We start from the raw sequence: 25,169 nt of genomic DNA, 5'->3' as shown, positions 1-25,169 counted from the left end.
AAACATCTATTTATTATTATTCAATAGGTCCCTCCCATTGCATAATTCCACCTATTAAATTATAAGTTTTCTCAAAACCTAATTGATTCATAATACTGCAAGCTTGAGCACTTCTCGCTCCTGATCTACAATATACATAATACGTTTTGTTTTTATCTAATTCTTCAACTTGATAAACAAATCCTTGTCCTTTATAAATATCAATATTAATAGAATTAGGAATTTTTCCAGAAGCTACTTCTTCCTCTGTTCGAACATCAAGAATTATTGCATCCTGATCTTTCAAAAAACCTTCCCACCAATCTTTTTGAGATAAATCCATTTTCTTAAATTTTGCTCAAATTTACAATAAGAAATAAGAATTAAAAAATTTAATAAAAAATTAACAACGTTTGTATATACAAATAAAAAATATGTCATACATTTGTACCTACAAATATCAAGGTGATGAAAATAGAAGATATAATAAAATCTACCTCTGAAATTGCTTTAGAAAAAAAGACAATATTAAACTTAATTTATACACAACACATCATATCAGATAAGTTTAGTGAGGTATTAAAAAAATTTGAATTGTCTTCAGAACAATATAATGTATTAAGAATATTGCGTGGGCAAAAAGGAAACCCTGCCAATATGTGTATGATACAAGAACGCATGATTGCCAAAACTAGTAATACGACTCGATTAGTTGATAAATTATTAGCAAAAGAAATGGTGACTCGAAATGTTTGCCCAGCAAATAAACGTAAAATGGAAGTAACTATTACTGAAAAAGGATTAAAAACATTAGAAATTTTAGATCCAATTGTCATAGAATTTGAAAATTTATATACAAAAAATCTAACCCAAGAGGAATTAGAAACATTAAATCAATTATTAGAAAAATTTAGAAATTAAAAATTTGTTATGAGTACATTTATTGAAAATCAAAATTGGCGTTATGCTACTAAAAAATTTGATGCTACTAAAAAAATATCAGATGAAAATATAGCTTTATTAAAAAAAGCAATACAATCGGCTGCATCATCATATGGACTTCAACCTTACAAAGTATTTTTTATTGAAAATCCAGAAGTAAGAGCGCAATTACAACCTGCAGCTTGGGGACAATCTCAAATTGTAGATGCTTCACATTTAATAGTTTTTGCAAGTATTAACAAACTAAACGAAGCTTATATTGACGCTTTTGTTCAAAATATGGCTACCACTAGAAACTTACAAGTAGCTGATTTAGAAGGATATGCTACTTTTATGAAAGGCGCTATATTAAATATGCCAGAAGACAAAATGGCAACATGGACTGCCAAACAAACTTATATTGCATTAGGTAATTTACTTGCAGCTGCTGCCGAATTAAAAATTGATGTAACTCCAATGGAAGGTTTTGAGCCAGAAAAATTCAACGAAATTTTAGGATTCAATGAAAGAGGATTACATGCTACTTTAGTTGCTCCAATTGGATACAGACATGCTGAAGATGCTTTACAATTTGCTGCAAAAGTTAGAAAATCAGAAGAAGAATTATTTGAAACAATTTAATTAATAACTAAATATTTATAAAATGAGAAATTTAAAATCAATCGCATTAGCGTTAGTGGCTTTAGTTACATTTACAACGACAGCACAAACTAAAAAAATTAATGTATCTAAAAGTACAATTAATTGGACAGGTAAAAAAGTAACAGGTGAACACACTGGAACTATCAATTTAAAAGAAGGTAATTTAGTATTCAAAAAAGGATTAGTTAAAGGTGGAACTTTCACTGTAGACATGACATCAATTAATACTACTGATTTAAAAGGTGAATGGAAAGATAAATTAGATGGTCACTTAAAAGCTGATGACTTCTTTGGTGTAGAAAAATTCAAAACAGCTACTTTAGTATTCAAAAACATTAGTACAAAGAACAAAAACAATTACACTGTAACAGCTGATTTAACAATAAAAGGTATTACTAAACCAGTAACTTTTGATTTAGTAGTAAACGGAACTACAGCTTCTGCTAATGTAAAAATTGACAGAACTAAATATGATATCAAATACGGATCAGGAAGCTTTTTCTCTGATTTAGGAGATAAAACAATCAACGACGAGTTTGAATTAAAAGTAAACTTAGCTTGGTAAAAAACGCTTAATTAAAATGCTATGAAGAAGAAAAAATCCCGATTAATCGGGATTTTTTTTGCTTTTAAAACAGTGTTTACAACAAATACAAAACAAAAAAGCCTAGCAAATGCTAGGCTTTTTGTGATCTCATCAGGATTCGAACCTGAGACCTACTGCTTAGAAGGCAGTTGCTCTATCCAGCTGAGCTATGAGACCTATTTTCTTTATTTTCAGCTAAATTGGGAACTGAAAACTTGTCGGGGTGGCAGGATTCGAACCTGCGACCTCCTGGTCCCAAACCAGGCGCGATAACCGGGCTACGCTACACCCCGTGTGAACAAAAAAGCGGAGAGACAGGGACTCGAACCCTGGCATCGGTTACCCGATGACAGATTAGCAATCTGCTCCGTTACCACTCCGGCACCTCTCCTAATATTTTTCTGCGAAAGAACTTATCTTTTTTGCGGTTGCAAATGTAGAACAAGATTCTATTATTTCCAACACTTTTTTTGTTTTTTTTACAACTTTTTTTTAAAAACTCTAGCTTTCAAACACATAGAACTAAATTTTTTTTTCATTTCTAGTCTATTTCAATAGCAGTATTAGTTTTTGATAGGCCAAAGATACATTTTTACTTTAAAATTCAACAATATTTCGTTACATTCGCAAAAAATAAATTCAAACACAATGAGCAAAAAAGTAGTTATAGTATCAGCTGTAAGAACTCCAATTGGAAGTTTTATGGGAGCTTTATCAACAGTACCCGCAACAAAATTAGGAGCTGCAGCTATTAAAGGTGCTTTAAATAAAATTAATTTAAATCCAGCATTAGTTGATGAAGTTTTAATGGGAAATGTTGTCCAAGCAGGAAACGGACAAGCCCCTGCTCGTCAGGCAGCATTATACGCTGGACTTTCAAATGAAGTAGCTTGTACAACCGTAAACAAAGTTTGCGCAAGTGGTATGAAAGCAGTTATGCAAGGCGCACAAGCTATTATGGCTGGTGATGCACAAATTGTAGTAGCTGGTGGTATGGAAAACATGAGCTTAATTCCTCACTATGTTCATTTAAGAAATGGTGTAAAATTTGGACCAACTTCAATGGTAGACGGAATGCAAAAAGATGGTTTAACGGATGCCTACGATAATAATGCCATGGGTGTTTGCGCCGATTTATGTGCATCTGAGTACAATATTACTCGTGAAGATCAAGATAATTTCGCTATTCAATCGTACCAGCGCTCAGCAGCAGCATGGGAAGCTAATAAATTTGATGCAGAAATTGTGCCTGTAGAAGTACCTCAAAGAAAAGGCGACCCAATTATTGTTACTAAAGACGAAGAGTTTACAAACGTAAAATTAGACCGTATCCCTACTTTACCAGCTGTATTTACTAAAGAAGGAACAGTTACTGCTGCTAACGCTTCAACGATTAATGATGGAGCTGCTGCATTAGTTTTAATGAGTGAAGAAAAAGCTGCTGAATTAGGTTTAAAACCTTTAGCATATATTAAATCTTATGCAGATGCAGCACAGGAACCAAAATGGTTTACAACTGCTCCTGCAAAAGCATTACCGAAAGCTTTAGACAAAGCTGGACTTTCTATTTCAGATATTGATTTCTTCGAATTTAATGAAGCATTTTCAGTTGTTGGATTAGCTAATGCTAAAATTTTAGGATTAGATAACAACAAAGTTAATGTTAACGGTGGTGCAGTTTCATTAGGTCATCCTCTAGGATGTTCAGGTGCAAGAATAATTGTAACCTTAATTAATGTATTAGAACAAAACAATGCAAAATTAGGAGCGGCTGCCATTTGTAATGGTGGTGGTGGAGCTTCTGCAATTGTAATTGAAAAAGCATAATATAAATTAACGATTGGTATTGTTTTCTTCTAATACCAATCGTTTCTTATTTAATTGAATAAAAATGTTTGGAATTTGTAATTTAGCTATTGTTCCTATAAGATTTGAAGCCAGTGACAGAAGTGAAATGGTTTCCCAATTGTTATTTGGAGATCACTTCAAAATAGTAGAATCCACACCAAAATGGATTCGTATTCAAACCGCATTTGATCACTATGAAGGTTGGATTGATAGTAAACAATACCAAGCATTATCTGAAACTCAATTTCAATTAATTGAAACCACAGCAAACATTTTAAACGGCGATTTAATTGATTTTGTTTCTTATGGTAATAATCAATTAATGCCAATTCCTTTAGGAAGTTCGGTATCATTTTTAGATATAAATGAAATCAACACTTCTAACTTTCAATTTGAAGGCATGAAGCTTTGTGGTGTGAAACCCAAAGAACAATTACTTAAAACTGCCTTTTTATATTTAAATGCACCCTATTTATGGGGAGGCAAAACACCTTTTGGTATCGATTGTTCTGGTTTTACGCAAATGGTGTACAAATTAAATGGTTATAAATTACTTCGCGATGCCTCACAACAAGCTACACAAGGTGAGCCCTTGAGTTTTATTGAAGAAAGTGAACCGGGTGATTTAGCCTTTTTCGATAATGACGAAGGTAATATAATACATGTAGGTATTATGATGGAGAACAATTACATTATTCATGCCTCTGGTAAAGTACGTATTGACCGTATTGATCATTTAGGAATTTATAATGTAGACACAGGTCGTCATACGCATAAATTAAGAGTCATTAAGAAATTGATATAAAAAAAGTGATAAATATTAACTTATCACTTTTAATTTTTACTTAATGTACAATTTTTTAATCCGCATTATTGGTCCGCCACATTTTACTTCATGGCAAGCAATGCATTGATCAACCATAGCATTGTAAGCTACTTTTGAATCTTTTGCAGTATAAATTTCAGATTGAGCTTTCAAAAACAATTGTGCATGTTCGTTAAAAAAAGCATCTCGCTCCTTCCCTTTCGTGAAAGTAGCTTTTTCAATTTTTAGAAAATATTCTGGAAATGTTCCTAGGGTATCTTTTGCAATAATTCGATCTCTTAAACGTTTGTTTTCCACATACATTTGCTCCATTAAGCCTGCCATTTCTGAAATTTCATACATCTGAAATTCTTCCTTAGGCTTTTCGCAAGACGCCTCTTTTTCTTTTTCGGACGTATTGGAATTACAACTTAAAAATAAAATTGAAAATGCTAAAACAGTTACTAATTTCTTCATCTTATTTTGCAATTAAAACCCCATGTGCTAAAAATTTCAATTCTTTCTTAGGCGCAGTAATACTATCGATTGCAGCTTGAGATTTACCTTCATCTTCTGCATAATGTTTTAACTCTGCAACAGGTGTTTCTTCTATAAAAGCTTTTCCTTCAACAACAACTTCTCTATTTTGTGCATTCATTGGAACAAAAAAACCGTAGTCTTTAAACTTAACAAATGCTTGCTGCTCATTCCCTAAATCTAAGGTCATCCAACAACCTTTATTTTGACAAATCTCATTGATTTTAGTTGAAAATTTCACGTTTAAAGTATCTCCAGATTTTAAAGTCTGGTATTTATTTAACATCTGCTCAGCAGTTAAAGCATTGTCTTTTGAAATGGAATCTCCAAATACAGCAAAAACTTTTTCAGGAGCTTTTTCTTTTATTTCTTCATTTTTTTTACCACATGCAGTCAATACTACTAATGCTAATAATGTAGCAATTTTTGTTTTCATCTTAAATAATTAATAAATTTTATAACACAAATGTACTTATTTTTTTGAATTTCTAATGATTTAGCAATGTTAATAATTATTCTAAATTTCGCAATAAAACAAACATTATTTTAGTAAATTTGTAAGGAACAAATAACATAACCAACCTTTGTTACATAATTTCAAACAATGAATAACACAATTAGCGACATTAAAATAACAAAATGTCAATCCTCTAAAATTAACGAAGTAGATTTTGAAAACCTAGTTTTTGGAAATATTTTTACTGACCACATGTTACTATGTGATTATAAAGATGGTGTATGGCAACAACCTGAAATTGTACCTTATGCACCTTTTTTAATGGATCCTTCATCTAAAGTTTTTCATTATGGTCAAGCTATTTTTGAAGGAATGAAAGCTTACAAAGATGCACATGATGATATTTGGTTATTTAGACCTGACCAAAATTTTGATCGTTTTAATAAAAGTGCTACACGTTTGGCAATGCCAGAAGTACCTGAAGAAGTATTTATTGGCGGATTAAAACAATTGATTCAATTAGAAAAAGACTGGGTAAAACACGGTAACGGCAGTGCTTTATACATAAGACCTTTTATGATTGCTACTGGTCATGGTGTAATTGCTGCTCCATCCACTGAATATAGATTCATGATAATTTTATCTCCTGCAAAATCATATTATTCTGGTGAAGTTAAAGTAATTATTGCAGAGCATTTCAGTAGAGCGGCTAATGGTGGTATAGGTGCTGCTAAAGCTGCAGGAAATTACTCTGGGCAATTTTATCCTACTAAATTAGCTAACGAAGAAGGATTCCAACAAATCATTTGGACGGATGATGCTACACATACCAAGCTAGAAGAAGCAGGAACCATGAATGTTTTCTTTAGAATTAATGACGTACTTTATACAGCTCCAACTTCTGAAAGAATTTTAGATGGTGTAACAAGAAAGTCAGTTATTGATTTAGCTAAGAGAGAAGGAATTCAAGTTGAAGTACGTTCAGTATTAGTAGATGAATTAGTACAAGCTGCTAAAGACGGAAGCTTAAAAGAAATATTTGGTGCCGGAACAGCAGCCGTAATTAATCCTATTGCTGGGTTCTCTTATAAAGGAGAGTACTTTGAATTACCAAAAATGGAAAATTCTTTTGCTCAAGAAATTAAAACCAAATTAACTGGTATTCAAACCAAAGAATTGGAAGATACTTTTGGTTGGACTGTTAAAGTATAAATACAATATGAATATTTATAAAAAGTTGCCTTATAATATCTAAGGCAACTTTTTTTATTTCAAAATTTCTTCAAAATTAGGCTTAAAATAATTAGGGCCTTTCATTACTTTACCATCTTCTCTATAAATCGGTTGTCCGTCTTCTCCTAATTTACTCATGTTGCTTCTTTGAATTTCATCAAAAACTTCTTCAATCTTATGTTGTAATCCATGTTCTAAAATAGTACCACACAATATATACAACATATCTCCAAGAGCATCTGCAATTTCAACCAAATCATTATTTTGAACTGCTTCTAAATATTCTTCGTTTTCTTCTTTCATCAAATTAAAACGTAACATGTTTTTTTGTTCTCCCAAACACGCTTTCATTTCATCACTTACTCCTAATCCGAAAGAAGTATGAAATAATTTAACTGCTTCTAATTGTTTTTGCATAATTCTCATTTTTTTAACCCTCTAAAATTATATTATAAATATGATAATCCTTAATTTTGCTATAAATTTTATCAACATGTTTTCAAAAGGCCAAACTATTTTTGCGATAGTATTTGCTATCTCTTTTATTATTACCATGTTCTTTATGTATCGGAAAGATGCTAACATCCATAAAAAAAATTATAAAGGTGTAAAATGGGTTTTATTAGGATTTTTATTGTTTATTTTGTTTTTATTTTTGATTAAAACAGTTATTAAAGAATAATTTTTTATAAATTTGGAGGAATCATCTCCCAAATTATGAAATTAGTAAAATATTTTGCGCTTTTATTCTTGCTATTTTTATTAGCCTTTGTAGTATTTGTAGCCACACAACCTGCCACTTATAAGATTACAAAATCTAAAGAAATAATTATGCCTCCTTCTCAAGTATTTGAATATGTAAACGATTATTCAAATTGGATTGATTGGCAACAGTTTGAAACATCTGAAGATTTTAAATACACCATTTCAAGTAATCCAATTGGAGAAAAAGCATATGTAAAATGGGATGATACTAATTTAATTGCAACAAAATTTGCTCATAAAGATTCAATTGCTCAGGATTACATCGAAAAGGACAACAAACAATCATTACACTGGAAATTTATTAAAGTTAAATCGGGAACTTTAGCTAATGTAACCATACAAGGAGAACTAAGCTTTAAAGAAAAGATTTATTCTGTATTAAACGGAGGAATTACTAGCTATGTTGGTCCACAAATTGAAGATGGGTTAACTAAAATAAACAATTACTTAGTAAACGAGTTAGGGAATTTTAAAATTGATGTTCATGGTTTAGTTGTTAGACCTGAAACTAATTTTATTGAACAAAAAGATTCTTGTCTAACTAAAGATTTCAATAAAAAATCAAAAACCTTACTTACTTCAATGAAATCTTTTATAAAAAATAATAATATCCAAACACTTGGTGTGCCTTTTGTCATCTTCCACAACAATCCCAACACAAGTTTTATCAAGTATTCTATGTGTGTTCCTGTAAAAGATGAAATTTTAACCACCCCAGAAAGTCAAATTCAAGGTAATCATTACGATGAATTTTTAGCAGTAAAAACAATTTTAAGAGGAGATTATTCACATACCAAACAAGCTTGGAGCAAAGCACGTCAGTTTATTTATAAAAATAAGTTTACTGAAGATAAAAACGGAACCTATATTGGTATTTACAAAAGAGCATTACCTGAAGTTAAAGAACCTTCTAAATGGGAAACCGAAATTTATATACCAGTAGTAAAAAGGAAACCTAAAAAAAGAATCGTTAACGATTCTACAAAAACAAATTCTGAAACGGCGCCAACAATTCCAGAAAATTCAATAAAATAATTTTAAATTTTAGTCAAAACAACTTCTACCATTTGGTTAGAAGTTTTGGGGCCAAATGTGCGTGCTTGTTTCTCTGCTTCAGTTGAACAAAGAATATATAAGTTTAAGCTACTTAAAGGAACAATCTGTGTTTGGTACTTCCCCTTAGTATCTTCAATTTTTATTTGATAATCTTCAATTGAAATCGTATTTCTCACTACCAAAAAATATTGATCCGTGGCATAAGGAAAATACCATCTTTGTTGATTATTTTCTAAAGTTATCTGATAATTTTGGGTAAATAGTAAAGGTAAATTGTTATTTACTAAACTAATTGCATTATTGGTATTCAAAACCTCATTACCGTCCAAATCAACTAAAGAAATTTTTAAATCTTTTACATTTACTTTCTGATTTTCTTCATGTGCATTTACTACCACATAGGAGGTAAAATCATATCCACAGTGCGGTACTCCAGTAATTTGACCAAAACTTACACTGGAAAATAAAATAAAAAAGACTACAATTTGTTTCATATAAAAAAGGCTCACAAAGAGTGAGCCAAAGTACTATAATATTTTAAAATTACATAGAAACATAAGCATAAATCTTTGCTCCTTGTTCAGGAGCTAAACGCGCTTTCTTAGTCATACGTTCAACAATAGGTTTCCATTCCTCAGCAGAAAAGTTTTTTGGATCATATAACTTATGACATTTTGCACAATTTGTTTCAAACAAAGCTTTTCCTTCCGCTTGTTCAGTACTCATTGTCATTTGCGATAAAACTTGTTCTTTTATAGGAGAAGTTGAAGTGGTAGCTTGCTTTGAAGCACAAGCAAATGCAAGCATAAATACTATAGCAATTGCTACTACAGATTGTATTTTTTTCATATTCTTAGTTTATTTTGGTAATCAAATGTAATAAAAAATCCCAAGAATAAATCTTGGGATTTTAATTTATTAAAGTTTTAATGAAAACGTCAATTATTTCACATCCATTAATTCCACATCAAACACTAAAGTAGCATTAGGAGGAATTACACCACCAGCCCCTCTTGAACCATAACCTAAATAAGAAGGGATAACAAAACGAGCTTTATCACCTACTTGTAACAAGGCAATACCTTCGTCCCAACCTTCAATCACTTGACCTACACCTAAAGTAAAATCAATCGGTTGTTTTCTTTTGTATGAAGAATCGAAAACCATACCGTTTTCTAAAGCTCCTTGATAGTGTACTGAAACCTTTTTCCCTTTTTCTGCTTGTTTACCACTACCCTTTTGAATAATTTGGTAACGTAATCCGCTTTCTGTTTTTTGGAAACCAGCCGCTAATTTTTCTAACGCTTCTTCAGCTAATCTTTTTTCTTCAGCTAAACGTTGTTCTCTAGAACCTTCAAATGTTCTAAATGCTTCAATTGCATTCCATTTTTCTGCCTCAGCACCAACTCTAACAATTTCAATACTTTCAATAGTATCACCTTGAGCTACTGCATCCACAACAGCCTGACCTTCTACAACATGACCAAAAACAGTATGCTTACCATCTAACCATGGTGTTTCTACGTGTGTAATGAAAAACTGAGAACCATTCGTTCCAGGACCTGCATTTGCCATAGACAACACACCCGGTTTGTCATGTCTTAATTCTGGATGAAACTCATCATCAAATTGATATCCTGGTCCGCCTACACCTGTTCCTTGAGGACATCCTCCTTGAATCATAAAATCGGGAATAACACGGTGGAATTTTAATCCATCATAATACGGTTTTCCCATTGGTTTGGCTTCATTATCTAATTGTCCTTCTGCTAAACCTACAAAGTTCCCAACAGTTCCAGGCGTTTTATCGTGCGTTAATTTTACTAAAATACTTCCTTTAGGTGTATTAAATTTAGCGTAAATACCGTCTTGCATACTATTTTTATTTTTTAAAGATGTGCAAATTTACTATTATTTTCGCTATTTTTGATTTTAAGAAGCAGAAAAAAATATTTTCCTATCACTACTTGTCCTGCTGTCCGCACTACACGGTAGTTTGCTTCCATCAGGGCTAAACTTGTCATTTAGTGCTTCGATTCAAATATTTTAAACATAATAAATTTATACCCAACCTGTTTTAAATACTTTCAGGTAGAACAAATAAAATCAAAACATGAACAACTACATCAATCTTAATAAAAACACTTGGAACAGCAAAGTGGACGTACATGTAACTTCAGATTTTTACAACAACAATGCTTTCCTAAATGGAGAAAACACTGTTCCTTTTACAGATATTCAAGCCTTAGGTGCTATTAATGGTAAAAGTATTTTGCATTTACAATGTCATTTTGGTCAAGATTCACTTTCTTTAGCTAGAATGGGCGCTAAAGTTACTGGAATTGATTTCTCTGATAAAGCCATTGCAGTTGCCCAAAATATGAATACACAACTTGGTTTAGATGCGCAATTTATTTGTTGTAATGTATACGATACTTTAGCTCATATTTCCGAACAATTTGATATAGTTTATACCAGTTACGGAACTATTGGATGGTTGCCGGATTTAGACCAATGGGCAAATGTTATAGCCCAAGCGTTGAAGCCTGGAGGTAAATTAGTTTTTTTTGAATTTCATCCTGTCGTTTGGATGTATGATACTAATTTCACTCATGTTCAATACAATTATTTCAAATCTGAACCAATAATTGAAGAAGAAACAGGTACTTATGCAGATAGATATGCCAATATTGATAATCAAACTATTACCTGGAACCACAGTTTAAGTGAAGTCATACAAGCGTTAATCAATCAAAAACTTCAAATAAATTGGTTTCAAGAATTTGATTATTCGCATTACGCTTGTTTCAACAATACTATCGAATTTGAACCTGGAAAATTCAGAATTCAATCTTTTGACAATAAAATTCCAATGATGTATGGATTGGTAGCCAGTAAGTATTAGTTTCTAAAAATTAAATAGAGAATTCCTCCAATAATAAAGCTCATACTATTCATCAGGAAACTCAAATAAAATGCTTTTGTTCTAGAAATTTTTGGCGAGATTAGTTTTAGTAACAATAGGGCTTCCAGAACCAAAACTACAGGTTCACCGAATAAATTTCCTGCACTAAAACCAATATAGTTGGCAGAAATGAGCCATAAAATGGGATGCGAAATACTATTAATTAAAACAACATACTTTACATTTGAAAGATCCATTTTATTTTTCTTAAAATAACTGAATGCCATGAGTAACTCAATAAACAGGGTACTAAAAAATGCCAAAAAGTAATTTCGTAAAGAGGTACCAAAAATGGGAGTAATATTTTCTACCCCATTTTGACGTACTTTCAATTTATGAAAAGAAGTATTTCCATTATCATAAAGAACTGGACTTACTAAAACTCTATCCTTAAAATGGAAAATAATTTTAAATGAATTGGGTACAAATCTGGTCATTTTCAAAAACCTAAACCCATCATAATAAAAACATTTACTACCTTCACAATCATATATGGTATCGTTAACAGAATCATCTTCGTAAATACAACCAATTTTAACCAACTGTAACGTATCTATATTTTCATATTCAACTTCAATATGTTCGTTGCTTTTGAAGGGTAATGCATCCGCAAAACTAAATTGAACAGTTAAGGCAATTAAAAAAATGGAAACTGTTGTTTTTAAATTCATCATCTACTTTTAATTACATGTAAACTCACCGTTGCTAAATCGGTATTCGGATATTTTTTAAAATATTCAGACTGTGAACATAATCCAATTCGATTTAAAACATCAATAAAATTATCAATCTCCACAATATATTGATCTGAGAAACCGTGTGTTGCATCATAAGCCGTTGCAGCAGTTTTTCCTAAATGATTGGCCACTAGGTTTGGATTAACGGTATGTAATTCAATTAATAACAATCCGTTTTTTTCTATATATGGCTTCCATTTTAAGAAATGTTGCTTTAAATTTTCTTGTACAATTTCAGAGGATAAAAATTGGCCTTTACTAGCATAAGCGCCTGAACTTAAACCATATTTTACTTCAGAAGTTGTAACTACTTCTTCCCAAATTCGGTTATGATCTAAAAACGTTCGTACATTTAATAAATCCCCTAATTCTATGGCGTAATTTTCTAATAAATCTTGTGCTAATTGACTAGGATCACTAATATCTCCCCAAATCACTTTAGCCCAAATATCTGCCGAAATTAAATTGGAACGGGTTACTTTTAAGGCAGCCGTGTTGTAATCTACACCTACTAAAAACAAGGGATAATCTTGCAAATGTTTTCCTCTCAACGTAAAACGCTCAATAACAGTATACAGGTGAATCAAAAAAGCACCATTTCCACATCCCATATCTAAAATCCCTTTGGGTTGTTGGTCTAAAGGTTGATTAAAAATGGAAAGTATAACAGAATCAATCGCCTTAAAATAAGTACTGTGTGCACCACCACTACCCCATACATTCATTTCTCTATTAACATGCTTTTCTGTTTCTAATAAGGTATACTCTTTAACTTCAGTTGCATTTCCAAACAACAATTTATCTAAGGATTGAAACATAGGTAAATAAGAAACCGTTACGCCATATGCGGTTGCTTTTTTTGCAAAAGACAAACCTAAATCTGTAAATTGATAATGTTTATTCTTTTCTGAAAACCAACCTAGCTGACTTAAAAATTCCAATATAGTTTCAAATAATTGTGGTTCTTTATGAAATTCTTCAGCTGTAAATGAACTTTCCATAAAATAGTTATGAAACATACCCGTCATACCTAAACCAACAATGATGGGACCAACAAAAAATCCTTCTAACATAAGTCTCAAATCCTCGGCATACGAACTGATTTCTTTTTTCAACTGATTTTGGATGTTTCTATATTCTGAAAATAAAAACTGTACTTCTTCTTTATGTGAGCTGTTCCAATGCACTGAAGTAAAAAAATCTGATTTTTTAAATCGAGCATAAACGGGTTGAATTAAAGTAACTAAACTTAAAAAAGGAAGCGTTTTTTCAGAATGTTTGAAAACGATTGCGTCTGGATTTTCACCCGACTGATACTTTAAAATACCCTGAGAAGCTAAACATCGTAAAGCAACATGCAAATACCCAACATTAGATTTTTTAAACTGCGCTACCTCATGTAATGTAAAGTTCTCATTTAACTTGATATAATCAATGATTCCATTTTCTTGTAAACAGCCTAAAATTGGAATGCATACAATTCCGTCTAAATGACGAAACAAAAGTTGTCTGTAATATTCTTCCATTTGTGCGTAGATTTTCTCAAATTTAATAAAAAACATGATCATTTTTTCATTTTTTAATACCTTTAACCAATAAAATAAAAATTATGAAATCTATTTTCAATTTATCCGACAATCAAGAAATTATAAAAAGAGTGCAACAATTAACGCCACACACGAAAGCTTTAGGGGTAAAATGAATGTAGATCAAATGTTACAACATTGCAATGATGCAGTTTTAGTGTCATTTAATGAAAAAGAACTTCATGTACCAGTTGCATTTCGAATTTTAGGAAGGCTATTAAAAAACATGGTTTTAAAAAAACCTGAATTTGATAAAAATAGTCCAACGGCAAAAGAATTCAAATACAATACAAATTTTGATTTCAATACTGTACAACAAGAGTTGATAAAAAATATAAGTCGTTTTCAGGAAGGCGAACAAGCTATTAAGTGCATCAAACATCCTTTTTGGGGTAAAATGAATTCAGAAGATTGGAATAATTTACATTGGAAACATTTAGATCATCATTTAAAACAATTTGGAGTATAATAAATTCTATTCATTTCTAGATAAAAATATATTGTTCCTTATCTTTGCCTTCTCGAAAAAAATATGCCATGAGAATAGATATCATCACCGTTTTACCCGATTTATTAAGAAGTCCGTTTGAAGGATCAATTATGAAACGTGCCATTCAAAAAGGATTAGTGGAAGTTCATTTTCATAACTTACGTGATTACAGTTCCAACAAACATAAAAATGTGGATGATTATCAATTTGGTGGGGGTGCCGGAATGGTTATGATGTGTGAACCCATTGATTTATGTATTTCCAAATTAAAAGAAGAACGAAAGTACGACGAAGTAATTTATATGACACCCGACGGAGAAACATTAAAACAAAAAATGGCCAATTCCATGTCGATGTTACAGAATATAATCATATTATGTGGCCACTATAAAGGTGTGGATCAAAGGGTACGAGATATGCATATTACTAAAGAAATTTCAATTGGAGATTATGTTTTAAGCGGTGGCGAAATTGGTGCTATTGTATTGTGTGATGCATTAATTCGTCTAATTCCTGGAGTTTTAAGTGATGAAACTTCGGCTTTAACAGACAGTTTTCAAGACAACTTACTGTCACATCCAATTTACACAAGACCTGCAGAATACAAAGGCTTAAAAGTTCCTGATATTTTATTAAGTGGTAATTTTCCTGAAATTGAAAAATGGCGCGAACAAAAAGCGTATGAACATACCTTGAACAGGCGTCCAGATCTATTGGAAGAATAAATTACTAATTACATGAAAGAGGTTTTATTTTTAATTGCAATTTTAGTTGGAGCTTTTTATGCAAATAAATATGGTACTAAAGCCAAAAAAGATATTGATGATTATTTCAAGACTAAAAATAAATAAAAAATCCCGGGTTGCTACTCGGGATTTTTTATTGTAAATTATTTAAATTAAGAATACATTTCTTTTCTCAATTCTTTAATTTTTGGATCTTCTAAATATTCATCAAACGTCATGTAACGATCAATACATCCTTTTGGAGTTAATTCTAAAATTCTATTTCCAACGGTTTGAGCAAATTCGTGGTCATGTGTAGTAAATAGAACCGAACCTTTAAAGTTTTTTAATGAATTATTAAAAGCTGTAATTGATTCTAAGTCAAGGTGATTGGTAGGTTCATCTAACATCAATACATTAGCTCTAATCATCATCATTCGAGATAACATACAACGCACTTTCTCACCTCCCGATAAAACATTACATTTTTTTAAGGCTTCTTCACCTGAGAAAATCATTTTACCTAAGAATCCACGAACATAAACTTCGTCTCTTTCTTCTTCGGTTTTAACCCATTGACGTAACCAATCAACTAAATTTAAATCACTTTTAAAGAAATCGTGATTTTCTACTGGCAAATAAGACTGAGAAGTTGTAATTCCCCATTCAACCGTACCAGCATCAGCTTGTAAATTATTATTTAATATTTCGTAAAAGGCTGTTGTAGCACGAGAGTCTTTTGAAAACACTACTACTTTATCGCCTTTAGCCATATTGATGTCAACATTTTTAAACAAAACTTCTCCATCAATTGAGGCCGCTAAATTTTGTACATTTAAAATTTGATCTCCAGCTTCTCTTTCTTGTTCAAAAATAATGGCTGGATATCTACGACTTGACGGTTTAATCTCATCAATATTTAATTTTTCAATCATTTTTTTACGAGAAGTTGCTTGTTTAGACTTCGCAACGTTCGCACTAAAACGACGAATAAATTCCTCTAATTCCGCTTTTTTCTCTTCCGCTTTCTTATTTTGTTGTGCTCGTTGACGCGCCGCTAATTGAGACGACTCATACCAAAACGTATAATTTCCTGAATAATGAGTAATTTTACCAAAATCAATATCGGAAATATGTGTACAAACCGCATCTAAAAAGTGACGGTCGTGCGATACAACTAAAACCGTATTTTCATAATTAGCTAAGAAATTTTCTAACCAACCAATAGTTTCAAAATCCAAGTCATTGGTAGGCTCGTCCATAATTAACACATCAGGATTACCAAATAAAGCTTGCGCTAATAACACACGAACTTTTAATTTTCCATCCATTTCACTCATTGGAGTATAATGAAACTCTGGACCAATTTCTAAATTTGATAATAAAGTAGCCGCATCACTTTCAGCGTTCCATCCATTCATTTCATCGAATTGCAATTGTAATTCACCAATTCTGTCTGCATTTTTATCATCATAATCGGCATACAAAGCATCCATTTCTTGCTTTACAGCATGCAATACTTTGTTACCCATTAAAACTGTTTCTAAAACCGTATAGTCATCAAACATATTGTGGTTCTGATTTAAAACCGACATACGTTTTCCTGGTTCAAGAATAACTCTTCCTGAAGTTGGATCAAAATCTCCTGAAAGTATTTTAAGAAATGTTGATTTTCCAGCACCATTGGCACCAATGATTCCGTAACAATTTCCTTGAGTAAAGGTCACGTTTACTTCATCAAATAATATTCTTTTCCCAAATTGAACGGATAAATTAGATACTGTTAGCATGTATTCAAATAGTTTTTTAAAATTGTGGCAAAATTAGCAATTTAGATTGAGTTTAACATTAATTTTTAGTATTATTATTTAATTTTTTAACGCTCTATTAACAATGCTAGTAAAAGGAAAGAAATATATTTGTTTCTGTAAATGAAGCCCCCTATGCAAAAAAAATACCCTTATATAATTTTATTGACCTTATCCTTTATTGCAACAAATTTAATATCCTGTAAGCAAGTATTTGAAGAACAAAATTATGTTGCCTATTTTGGTGGTGAAATTGAAAATCCAAAAACCAATTTTGTTGTTTTTATGAAAGATGACAAAGTTATTGATACTTTCTTCTTAGATAAAAACAATCGTTTTTTTCACAAATTCGATTCATTAACACCTGGACTATATAGTTTTAAACACGATCCTGAATACCAATATGTGTATTTTGAAAAGAACGATAGTTTAATGCTTCGTTTGAATACGGTAGATTTTGATAATTCCTTAATGTTTTGTGGTCGTGGAGATGAAAAAAATAATTTCTTAATGGAATTATACCTTCACAATGAAAATGACAGAAACAAAATGTATGATGTGTATACTAAAGATGTAGCCGAATTTGTAAAGAACATTGATTCGAGCTATAATAAAACAAAATCCTTATACCTTAAAAGAAAAGCTTTTATCAATTGGAGCGATGAATTTGATAAAATAGCTGCTTCAAGTGTTGAATTGAATCATGCTTATAAAAAAGAAGTTTATCCGTTTGCACATGAGTTTAGAACTGGAAAATCTATTAAAAATAAATTACCTGTAAACTATTACAATCATAGAAAAGCAATTAACTTAAATGATACCGCTTTAGTTAATTATTCTCCTTTTGTAAAATATATTACTGTACTTCTAAATAACATTGTACTTTCTGATGCTAAAAATATAGCAGATGAAATGAGTTTAGAAAACAATATTAAAAAGTTACAAATTGCAGATACTTTAATTAAAAATTTACATGTAAAAAATTTAGTAGTAAACAACATTGCCAATATGTATTTATTGACAGATCAGTGTACTGAAAACAATACTAAGTTTTTTCAATTATATTCTAAAATTTCTACTGATAAGAAATTAGAAGAAGAAGTAATGAAAACTTCTAAGAACATTCATAATTTACACAATCACTCACATCTTCCTGTTATTACTTTGTACGACACAAATGGTAATAAAGTTGATTTGAATAAGATTATTAAAAATAAAACGGTCTTGTACTTTTGGACAAAACAATCTGAATCACACGCCGTGCATTCACATAAAAAAGTTGATGAATTAAAGGCTAAATACCCTGACATTCAATTTATTTCAATCAATATAGGTAACACAAATACTGAGTGGCTTAATGAATTGAAAAAGAATAATTTTAATAATTCTTTAGAGTTATATTCTCCAAACTTTAAAGAAATAAAAGAAAAATGGGTAATTAACAAAATACACAGAACAATGATATTAAATGCTGATGGAAGTATTAACAATGCTTTTGTTAGTTTATTTGATATTAATTTTGAAAATCAATTGAATAAATAGGGTTAATTTTAGTTATTCAAAAAAAAACCACATGAGTAATGCATGTGGTTTTTTTATTTTATTTTTTTAGTACTTATTGATTTCCTTTAGCATAATCTGCTAAAAACTGTGCTAAACCAATATCTGTTAACGGGTGTTTTAATAATCCAGTGATAGAAGATAATGGCCCTGTCATAACATCTGCTCCAATTTTGGCACAATTTACAACATGCATAGTATGACGAACTGAAGCTGCTAAAATTTGTGTTTCAAAGGCATAATTATCATAAATCTGACGAATTTCATCAATAAGATTCAAACCGTCTGTTGAAATATCATCTAAACGACCTAAGAATGGAGATACATAAGTAGCACCTGCTTTTGCAGCTAATAACGCTTGACCAGCAGAAAAAACTAAAGTTACATTTGTTTTGATACCATTATCAGAGAAATATTTACATGCTTTAATTCCGTCTTTAGTCATTGGAATCTTAACAACAATTTGCTCATGTAATTCCGCTAACTCCTCACCTTCTTTAATCATTCCTTCGTAATCCGTTGCAATTACCTCAGCACTTACATCACCATCAACTATATTACATATATCCACATAGTGTTTTAAAATGTTGTTTTTACCTGTAATTCCTTCTTTAGCCATTAACGATGGATTTGTTGTTACTCCATCTAAAACACCTAATGCTTGTGCTTCTTTAATGTCGTTTAAGTTTGCTGTGTCAATAAAAAATTTCATTTGTCTTACTTTTATTTTTGTTTATGTGTTGTTTCTGCAAAAGTATGAAATCCATTTCAATTTCAATTACAAAAGTCAACTTCAAATTAAATTACAATTTATAATGATTCATGAGTATTTTTTCATAAACCGTGTCGGGTAAAATTCGTTTCAATACAATTGAAAATTTTTGCATAAATGCCCCAACTTTATAATGAACTTTTGGTTTTGGTGATTCAATAATTTTAGCAATAGCAACAGCCATATCTATTGGATCACTTCCGCTATTCACGTGTTCATTTACCATATCGAGCTGTGCTTGGTACACTTGCTCATAAGCTGAACCTTTTTGAACTGGAGCATGAAAACGACGACTGGCAATATCCGTTGCAAAATCACCTGGCGCTACATTCGTAATTTGAATTCCAAAGGCTTTGGTCTCCATGCGTATTGATTCTGTAATCAATTCTAAAGCTCCTTTAGAAGCCGAATAGATACTTCTAAAAGGTAATCCCATATAGCCTGCAATCGACGTTACATTAATAATTAGTCCACTTTTTTGTGAGCGCATAGCAGGCAATACCGCTTTCATTAACGCGATTGGACCAAATAAATTAGTGTCGAAATTATTTTTAATTTCTTCCATCGGAATTTCTTCTAAGGGACCTGTAATTCCAACACCTGCGTTATTAATTAGCACGTCTATTTTTCCTTCTAAACGAATTACTTCATCTATACAAAATTGAATAGAATTAGTGTTTCTAACATCTAATGCTAGTAGTTTTAACTTAGAATTTTGAACAGTTTCAGGATTTCTACTTGTACCATAAACCGTGTATCCTTTTTCTTGAAGAAATTCGCCAACCGCTTTTCCAATTCCAGAAGAACCGCCTGTAATTAATATAATTTTTGACATAAATTAGTTAATAAGAATAAATGAAAATAAGATAAGCATCGTGATAATTAGAATTATCAATGTAAAATTAATTACAAATAATAAGGTTGCTTTCCAAAAAGTAGTCCATTTACTTTCATGATACATTTGATAAATTGATTTGTAAAATAAAACTACAATGTATATAAATACAATTACATCAAATACATCATCAATTTGATGCAAACCTAATTTAACAAATAAATAATTTAACGTTCGTGCTATAAGCAACAGTAACAGTAAACTGGAAAAATAATGAAAGGTAAAAATACCGTGTTCAAAATACCACCACTTTTTTTTGTTATGAAATAACCAGGTTAAAAAAGCAAAAATGGGTAAATAAATAAACAACGCCTTAGGAAGTTGATGCTTAAATTGCTCGCGTAATTTATCCACTATCTCTTCTGGTGTATACTTTTTATTTAAATTATCTATTTTCTCTTGAAAAAAATAAAACTCATCATCTTTTTCAATTTCTAAATCCAAACGTGCTAATTTTTTATTTTGTTCAGAAGTCCTAATATTTAAACTTTCTTCTTCTTTAGAATCAACTTTGATTACTCCATAAAGAAGAAAAAAAACAAAATTGATAAAAATAAACAATTTTACTGGGGCGATAAATTTCTTTCTTTTACCTTCTAAATACGTTTTAGTTAATGTAACTGGAGAAAATAGCAAATATTTTATTGCTTTCCAAAACCCATTTTCATAATGAGTCAAATCTTCAATAAAATGAGTAAATAAATAATGAAAAGATTGCCTTGTTTCTACATTTTCTTGGCCACAATTCGGACAAAAACGAAGTAAGACTTCCTGTCCGCAATTTTCACAACTCGTATTAGTTCTTAAATGTCCGCCACTCATGAATTAAATTTTAGCGTAAAACTAACAAAAAAAGTTGAATTGGAATAAATAAAAAAGCTGTCTTTTCAGACAGCTTTAACCTTTAATTAAAGTAGGTTTTTTGTAGGTAAGCTTTTAAATCAGTAGGTTTTCTTCCTAAAATAGTTTGTAAATCTGAAAAAGGTGTATCAAAATCATTGTTTTTAATTCCGGCTGCAAAACCTAGAGACATTTGAACTATTGGTGTAGGCAAACCCATTCCTTCTAATGCCTCTTGAAATTCTTTTTCAGTTGGACTCACATAACTTACTTCTTTACCCGATAATTCACTTAAATAAGTAGCTACCTCTTGAAAAGAATACGCTGTTGTATTCGTCATTCTGTAAGTTTTATTTATATGCCCTTCTGAAATAAGTATGTTAGCTATCGCTTCTGCTAAATCTAAACGATCGGCAAACGTTACTTTCCCTTCACCTGCAGCAAAAAACACGCCTGTTTCTACCGGATTGGGACCAATAAACATAGGTAACACATCCGCATAAAGTGAATGTAGTAAAAAAGTATATGGAATGCCACTCGCTTTAATGTAAGCTTCCGTTTCATAATGATCTCCTAAAAACGGTTTCAAAGGGGATGTATCAATAGCATTCATCGAAACACCCGTATACAAAATATGTTTGACCCCATTTTTAACTGCTGCATCAACCACATTTTTATGTTGTCCTATTCGATCATTAAAATCATTAGACGAAATTAACACCACCGTATCAATTCCTTTTAAAGCTTCATTCAACAATTCTGGTTGGTGGTAATCTCCAATACGAATAGTAACTCCCTTTTCTTTCAAATCGTTTGCTTTTGCTGCATCTCTCACTAAAACAGCAACTTCTGAAAGTTTGTTTTTTTGTTCTAAAAATTGAACAATACCCTTACCTAATTGGCCTGTAGCGCCTGTAACTAATAGCATAATTTTTCTATTTATTTTTTTATTGAAACAAAGTTACGTATCTTTGCTATACAAAATATACTACTATACTAAAGTATATTACTATCCTTTTGTATACTTAAAATTCCCTTTCTTATGGAAATAGAAATCCCGACAATTAAAGCAGGTATTGGCTGCCCTATGAATTATGTTTTGGCTGTAAACGACACCTTAAATGTGATTAATGGAAAATGGAAACTTCCTATCATAGGCTCGTTGTTATTTGAAAAGAAACGTTTTACCGAAATTCAAAAAAACATTGGTAAAATAACACCAAGAATGTTGTCAAAAGAGTTGAAAGAATTAGAATTAAATGGTATTGTATTAAGAAAAGTATATGATTCTACACCTGTTATTGTAGAATATGAACTTTCTGATTCAGCAAAAAAATTAAATGAAGTATTAGACAAAATGGTGGAATGGGGAATGTTTCATCGACAACAAGAATTAAAAAAATAAATACTATGAATAAATTAAAATTAGATATTTGGTCGGATTTCTTATGTCCGTTTTGTTTTATTGGTAAACGAAATTTAGATAAAGCCTTGGTACAATTTGAGCATAAAGACGACTTACAACTCACTTGGCACAGCTTTCAATTGGCGCCTTACTTAAAGTACGACCCAACAATAGATGCGCATCAAGCGTTAGCGAATCATAAAAACATGGATTACATGCAAGCTAAACAATTGAATGAACAAGTGGCGCAAATGGCAAAACAAGCAGGTATTTCATTTAATTTAGACCAAATGAAATGGGCCAATAGTTATGATGCTCATCGTCTATTACAATATGCTAAACCAACACAATTGGTACATTCTTTAGAAGATCGTTTGTTTGAAGCGGTTTTTATAAATGGAGAAAACATTAGTGATAAAGATACTTTACTCAACATTGCTACTGAACTTGGTTTACCGCAAGACGAAGTAAAACAACTACTCCACTCAGATGCTTATGGTGAAGCTATAAATGAAGACATGCAATTAGGCGGACAATATGGTTTACGTGGTGTGCCTTTTTTTGTTGCCTTTAACAGTATTAGTTTTAATGGTGCTTTACCACCTGAAACTTTTTTAGAAGCTTTACATGATATACACTCTAAATGGAAAGCGTCTACTTTGGAACAAGCTAACTATACTGGAGAAAATTGTGATATAGAAGGGAACTGTTAATTCAGTTCCTTTATTAGAATTAAAATGAATGGAAGAACTATAAACCAACTACATCTTTTCTAACTTCATTGCGACATTTTTATCAAATTTAGTATCCAAATATTTAAAAAAATATTTATTCATTTGTAAAAATTTATTTAGCTTTTTGGAATATGTTATTTTAGATAATTCTTTATAAAAGTATCAAAATCAGGCAATTCTTTATTTTCATAAATTTCAACAAATTGAGAAAACTGAATATAACCATATTTGTAAGGATCAGAAGAAAGCTCTTCATAATGTTTGGTTAGATATTCTTTAAAATCTTCATTCTCAGGAACTGGATTTTGCAATTTAGAAAGGATTTTTTTTGCATAAAAATAACATTCTTCTAATTTGGCTTTATTGTTTGTTGTTCGCCAATATAAAATAGCAAAAACATTTGCATCATACTCACTGTCAAAAGCATTGTCAAAATTCTTACCAGTACTCATTGCAATGGAATGCCCCATTTCATGTACTACATAAAAACCATTGAAAAACAATCCAAAAACTTTTTTTCCTTCAATTTCTCCACCAGAAACTTCAGTGAAAAAATTCTTTTGAGGTTCAATTACTTCCTCCCAAAATGGAAGGTTAATTGAGTCATTATAAATATAAATTAAATAAGGTGTTGTGTTTTTAACAACAACATTATTAGTCAACTTAATGTCTTTATTTGCATTATGAATTTTAGTTTTCATTTGCTTAACAATTTTAGAAGCATCAGCAACTAAAGCTTTTTGGTCACTATATGTTGAAAACCATTTGTTTTGTGCATTAATCTGGAGAATAACTAATATAGTTAATACTACTGTTAAACTATTTTTCATACTATATTTAATTAAGATTTATTTCAAAAACAATTAAAAAAATAATTATTCATTTTAGATAACTAATTTAATAAAAAATTATACTTATTAAATTAATTAATAATTAAAAGATTTTAAAACAGTCAGTAATTCTTGAGCTTTACTACTTAATGATTCAGTCCAGAAAAAACATTGTTCGTTGTAATCCTCTTTATTTTTACAATAAACTTCTAACTTATTTGTTGAATAACCAATTGTAAAACTAATTTTAATTTCTTTGGTTTTGTAAACGTAAGAATTTGATTTTTTTAAATCAGTCCTTTTTGACATTTTTGGTTCTACATACGTTTCAAGATACTTAACTATTCCTTCTATTTCATCTACATCAATATATGAAATTTCAAAATATTTATAACCCCTACAATTAGTAGTCATTTCCACTTGAAGTGCTTGAACAACCTCATTTGTTTTTAAATCAGTTATTTCAATTGGAATAAATGAAACGGTTTCTCCATTTCCGGATAAAAGAAATGCAGTTGTATTCCAATCTTTTGCAATTTTAACAAGCGAAGCATTCTCCAAAAGTGTTCTAGCTTTAGTAGTTGTCGTATTTTGTGCAATAAGAAAACTGTTATTTAAAACCATGAAAAGTATTAGAATATTTTTCATTTTAAAGATTTAAAAATTAAAACTTAATATTTCTAGTAAAAATAAGATTTCTTACTGAAAATTGAGTTTATTCACTTAAATAGTTTAACTAGCTTCTGTTATAAAAACCTTTATTGAATTAAATGCTCTTTAATTCCAACCTGTTCCCATTTATCATTTTTATTCTTTTGAAATGTTATGGTAAATGTTGCAAAAAGTTCATTTGTATCTTCTCCAAGAAATATTGCTTTTTGCCAAGCATTTATTCTAATAAAAGCAAAATGATTATCTGAAGTGTATAAAGGTTCTGTGATTAAAAAGTAAAATCCTTTTTTATCAAAACTT

At 30.7% G+C, this 25,169-nt stretch carries 29 protein-coding genes and 3 tRNA genes; 13 read left to right on the top strand and 19 right to left on the bottom strand.

Annotated features, from left to right (window positions below; all coding sequences use genetic code 11):
* Positions 1-16 precede the first annotated feature (16 nt).
* Positions 17-322, bottom strand: coding sequence for a rhodanese-like domain-containing protein (locus KQS_RS06190; protein WP_014388333.1), 306 nt, complete (start codon positions 320-322; stop codon positions 17-19).
* 125 nt (positions 323-447) lie between these two features.
* On the opposite strand from KQS_RS06190, the gene KQS_RS06185 reads away from it, so the two are divergent.
* Genes KQS_RS06185 through KQS_RS06175 form a run of 3 tightly spaced genes read left to right on the top strand, consistent with a single transcriptional unit; the run spans position 448 to position 2,128 of the window.
* Complete coding sequence (locus KQS_RS06185) at positions 448-900, top strand: MarR family winged helix-turn-helix transcriptional regulator (protein WP_014388332.1); 453 nt, start codon at positions 448-450, stop codon at positions 898-900.
* Positions 901-909: 9 nt separating this feature from the next.
* Entirely contained in the window at positions 910-1,542 is a 633-nt protein-coding gene (locus KQS_RS06180) for an NAD(P)H-dependent oxidoreductase (RefSeq protein WP_014388331.1), read from the top strand.
* A gap of 22 nt (positions 1,543-1,564) precedes the next feature.
* Positions 1,565-2,128: a YceI family protein gene (locus KQS_RS06175; RefSeq protein ID WP_014388330.1), complete on the top strand. Its 564-nt coding sequence runs from the start codon at positions 1,565-1,567 to the stop codon at positions 2,126-2,128.
* Positions 2,129-2,252: 124 nt separating this feature from the next.
* Here the strand turns inward: KQS_RS06175 and KQS_RS06170 are convergent.
* The 3 genes from KQS_RS06170 to KQS_RS06160 all read right to left on the bottom strand — a co-directional run bounded on the left by KQS_RS06170 (position 2,253) and on the right by KQS_RS06160 (position 2,540).
* A tRNA-Arg gene (locus KQS_RS06170) sits at positions 2,253-2,326 on the bottom strand.
* A gap of 41 nt (positions 2,327-2,367) precedes the next feature.
* A tRNA-Pro gene (locus tag KQS_RS06165) sits at positions 2,368-2,442 on the bottom strand.
* 14 nt (positions 2,443-2,456) lie between these two features.
* Positions 2,457-2,540, bottom strand: a tRNA-Ser gene (locus tag KQS_RS06160).
* A gap of 257 nt (positions 2,541-2,797) precedes the next feature.
* On the opposite strand from KQS_RS06160, the gene KQS_RS06155 reads away from it, so the two are divergent.
* Together KQS_RS06155 and KQS_RS06150 are read left to right on the top strand one after the other, a co-directional pair.
* Positions 2,798-3,976 (top strand): acetyl-CoA C-acyltransferase, encoded by a 1,179-nt coding sequence (locus KQS_RS06155; protein WP_014388329.1) that lies wholly within the window; start codon positions 2,798-2,800, stop codon positions 3,974-3,976.
* Positions 3,977-4,040: 64 nt separating this feature from the next.
* Complete coding sequence (locus tag KQS_RS06150) at positions 4,041-4,802, top strand: C40 family peptidase (protein WP_014388328.1); 762 nt, start codon at positions 4,041-4,043, stop codon at positions 4,800-4,802.
* A gap of 36 nt (positions 4,803-4,838) precedes the next feature.
* Here KQS_RS06150 and KQS_RS06145 read toward each other — a convergent pair whose 3' ends face one another.
* Positions 4,839-5,279, bottom strand: coding sequence for a hypothetical protein (locus KQS_RS06145; protein WP_014388327.1), 441 nt, complete (start codon positions 5,277-5,279; stop codon positions 4,839-4,841).
* 1 nt (position 5,280) lies between these two features.
* Complete coding sequence (locus KQS_RS06140) at positions 5,281-5,775, bottom strand: DUF4920 domain-containing protein (protein WP_014388326.1); 495 nt, start codon at positions 5,773-5,775, stop codon at positions 5,281-5,283.
* A gap of 168 nt (positions 5,776-5,943) precedes the next feature.
* Here KQS_RS06140 and KQS_RS06135 point away from each other — a divergent pair, with 168 nt between their 5' ends.
* Complete coding sequence (locus KQS_RS06135) at positions 5,944-7,008, top strand: branched-chain amino acid aminotransferase (protein WP_014388325.1); 1,065 nt, start codon at positions 5,944-5,946, stop codon at positions 7,006-7,008.
* Between the two features lie 54 nt (positions 7,009-7,062).
* Here the strand turns inward: KQS_RS06135 and KQS_RS06130 are convergent, their stop codons facing one another.
* A complete protein-coding gene (locus KQS_RS06130; protein WP_014388324.1) occupies positions 7,063-7,446 on the bottom strand; it encodes a pyrophosphohydrolase domain-containing protein in 384 nt (127 codons plus the stop codon).
* A 300-nt stretch (positions 7,447-7,746) separates the two neighbouring features.
* On the opposite strand from KQS_RS06130, the gene KQS_RS06120 reads away from it, so the two are divergent.
* A complete protein-coding gene (locus KQS_RS06120) occupies positions 7,747-8,829 on the top strand; it encodes a hypothetical protein (protein WP_014388322.1) in 1,083 nt (360 codons plus the stop codon).
* Between the two features lie 2 nt (positions 8,830-8,831).
* Here KQS_RS06120 and KQS_RS06115 read toward each other — a convergent pair whose 3' ends face one another.
* The 3 genes from KQS_RS06115 to KQS_RS06105 all read right to left on the bottom strand — a co-directional run bounded on the left by KQS_RS06115 (position 8,832) and on the right by KQS_RS06105 (position 10,725).
* A complete protein-coding gene (locus tag KQS_RS06115; protein ID WP_014388321.1) occupies positions 8,832-9,344 on the bottom strand; it encodes a hypothetical protein in 513 nt (170 codons plus the stop codon).
* Between the two features lie 49 nt (positions 9,345-9,393).
* Positions 9,394-9,699 (bottom strand): c-type cytochrome, encoded by a 306-nt coding sequence (locus KQS_RS13970; protein WP_014388320.1) that lies wholly within the window; start codon positions 9,697-9,699, stop codon positions 9,394-9,396.
* Positions 9,700-9,792: 93 nt separating this feature from the next.
* Positions 9,793-10,725: a peptidylprolyl isomerase gene (locus tag KQS_RS06105; RefSeq protein WP_014388319.1), complete on the bottom strand. Its 933-nt coding sequence runs from the start codon at positions 10,723-10,725 to the stop codon at positions 9,793-9,795.
* Between the two features lie 238 nt (positions 10,726-10,963).
* Between KQS_RS06105 and KQS_RS06100 the strand changes: the two genes are divergently transcribed.
* Positions 10,964-11,755: a class I SAM-dependent methyltransferase gene (locus KQS_RS06100; protein WP_014388318.1), complete on the top strand. Its 792-nt coding sequence runs from the start codon at positions 10,964-10,966 to the stop codon at positions 11,753-11,755.
* Here KQS_RS06100 and KQS_RS06095 read toward each other — a convergent pair.
* Both KQS_RS06095 and KQS_RS06090 read right to left on the bottom strand, forming a co-directional pair.
* Positions 11,752-12,489: a hypothetical protein gene (locus KQS_RS06095; protein ID WP_014388317.1), complete on the bottom strand. Its 738-nt coding sequence runs from the start codon at positions 12,487-12,489 to the stop codon at positions 11,752-11,754. The genes KQS_RS06100 and KQS_RS06095 overlap by 4 nt on opposite strands.
* Entirely contained in the window at positions 12,486-14,114 is a 1,629-nt protein-coding gene (locus KQS_RS06090; protein WP_242400780.1) for a class I SAM-dependent methyltransferase, read from the bottom strand. Before KQS_RS06090 ends, KQS_RS06095 begins: the two co-directional genes overlap by 4 nt.
* A gap of 136 nt (positions 14,115-14,250) precedes the next feature.
* On the opposite strand from KQS_RS06090, the gene KQS_RS06085 reads away from it, so the two are divergent.
* Both KQS_RS06085 and trmD read left to right on the top strand, forming a co-directional pair.
* Positions 14,251-14,607: a DUF1569 domain-containing protein gene (locus KQS_RS06085; protein WP_041252024.1), complete on the top strand. Its 357-nt coding sequence runs from the start codon at positions 14,251-14,253 to the stop codon at positions 14,605-14,607.
* Positions 14,608-14,675: 68 nt separating this feature from the next.
* Entirely contained in the window at positions 14,676-15,353 is a 678-nt protein-coding gene (gene trmD / locus KQS_RS06080; RefSeq protein ID WP_014388315.1) for a tRNA (guanosine(37)-N1)-methyltransferase TrmD, read from the top strand.
* A 173-nt stretch (positions 15,354-15,526) separates the two neighbouring features.
* On the opposite strand, the gene KQS_RS06075 is transcribed toward trmD, so the two are convergent.
* On the bottom strand, positions 15,527-17,143 hold the full coding sequence (locus tag KQS_RS06075; RefSeq protein WP_014388314.1) for an ABC-F family ATP-binding cassette domain-containing protein: 1,617 nt from the start codon (positions 17,141-17,143) through the stop codon (positions 15,527-15,529).
* 153 nt (positions 17,144-17,296) lie between these two features.
* Between KQS_RS06075 and KQS_RS06070 the strand changes: the two genes are divergently transcribed.
* The gene (locus tag KQS_RS06070) at positions 17,297-18,703 is read left to right on the top strand and encodes a TlpA family protein disulfide reductase (RefSeq protein WP_014388313.1); all 1,407 of its coding nucleotides are present in this window, start codon (positions 17,297-17,299) and stop codon (positions 18,701-18,703) included.
* 73 nt (positions 18,704-18,776) lie between these two features.
* Here the strand turns inward: KQS_RS06070 and fsa are convergent, their stop codons facing one another.
* From fsa to KQS_RS06050, 4 genes are all read right to left on the bottom strand, one after another.
* A complete protein-coding gene (gene fsa / locus KQS_RS06065) occupies positions 18,777-19,433 on the bottom strand; it encodes a fructose-6-phosphate aldolase (protein WP_014388312.1) in 657 nt (218 codons plus the stop codon).
* A 91-nt stretch (positions 19,434-19,524) separates the two neighbouring features.
* On the bottom strand, positions 19,525-20,328 hold the full coding sequence (locus KQS_RS06060) for an SDR family oxidoreductase (protein ID WP_014388311.1): 804 nt from the start codon (positions 20,326-20,328) through the stop codon (positions 19,525-19,527).
* 3 nt (positions 20,329-20,331) lie between these two features.
* Complete coding sequence (locus KQS_RS06055) at positions 20,332-21,210, bottom strand: DUF3667 domain-containing protein (protein ID WP_014388310.1); 879 nt, start codon at positions 21,208-21,210, stop codon at positions 20,332-20,334.
* An 82-nt stretch (positions 21,211-21,292) separates the two neighbouring features.
* Entirely contained in the window at positions 21,293-22,156 is an 864-nt protein-coding gene (locus KQS_RS06050; RefSeq protein ID WP_014388309.1) for an SDR family oxidoreductase, read from the bottom strand.
* Between the two features lie 114 nt (positions 22,157-22,270).
* On the opposite strand from KQS_RS06050, the gene KQS_RS06045 reads away from it, so the two are divergent.
* Positions 22,271-22,633, top strand: a complete 363-nt coding sequence (locus KQS_RS06045) for a winged helix-turn-helix transcriptional regulator (protein WP_014388308.1) — start codon at positions 22,271-22,273, stop codon at positions 22,631-22,633.
* A 5-nt stretch (positions 22,634-22,638) separates the two neighbouring features.
* A complete protein-coding gene (locus KQS_RS06040) occupies positions 22,639-23,346 on the top strand; it encodes a DsbA family oxidoreductase (protein WP_014388307.1) in 708 nt (235 codons plus the stop codon).
* 155 nt (positions 23,347-23,501) lie between these two features.
* Here KQS_RS06040 and KQS_RS06035 read toward each other — a convergent pair whose 3' ends face one another.
* Together KQS_RS06035 and KQS_RS06030 are read right to left on the bottom strand one after the other, a co-directional pair.
* Entirely contained in the window at positions 23,502-24,197 is a 696-nt protein-coding gene (locus tag KQS_RS06035; RefSeq protein ID WP_014388306.1) for a hypothetical protein, read from the bottom strand.
* Between the two features lie 96 nt (positions 24,198-24,293).
* Positions 24,294-24,845 carry a hypothetical protein gene (locus tag KQS_RS06030; RefSeq protein WP_157868399.1) on the bottom strand — a complete coding sequence of 184 codons (552 nt, stop codon included), beginning with the start codon at positions 24,843-24,845 and terminating at the stop codon, positions 24,294-24,296.
* Between the last annotated feature and the right edge of the window lie 324 nt (positions 24,846-25,169).

It is taken from the genome of Flavobacterium indicum GPTSA100-9 = DSM 17447 (assembly GCF_000455605.1).
GTDB classification, from domain to species: domain Bacteria; phylum Bacteroidota; class Bacteroidia; order Flavobacteriales; family Flavobacteriaceae; genus Flavobacterium; species Flavobacterium indicum.
The sequence above is the reverse complement of the archived record's forward strand: the minus strand, read 5'-3'. Positions and strand labels throughout refer to the sequence as shown.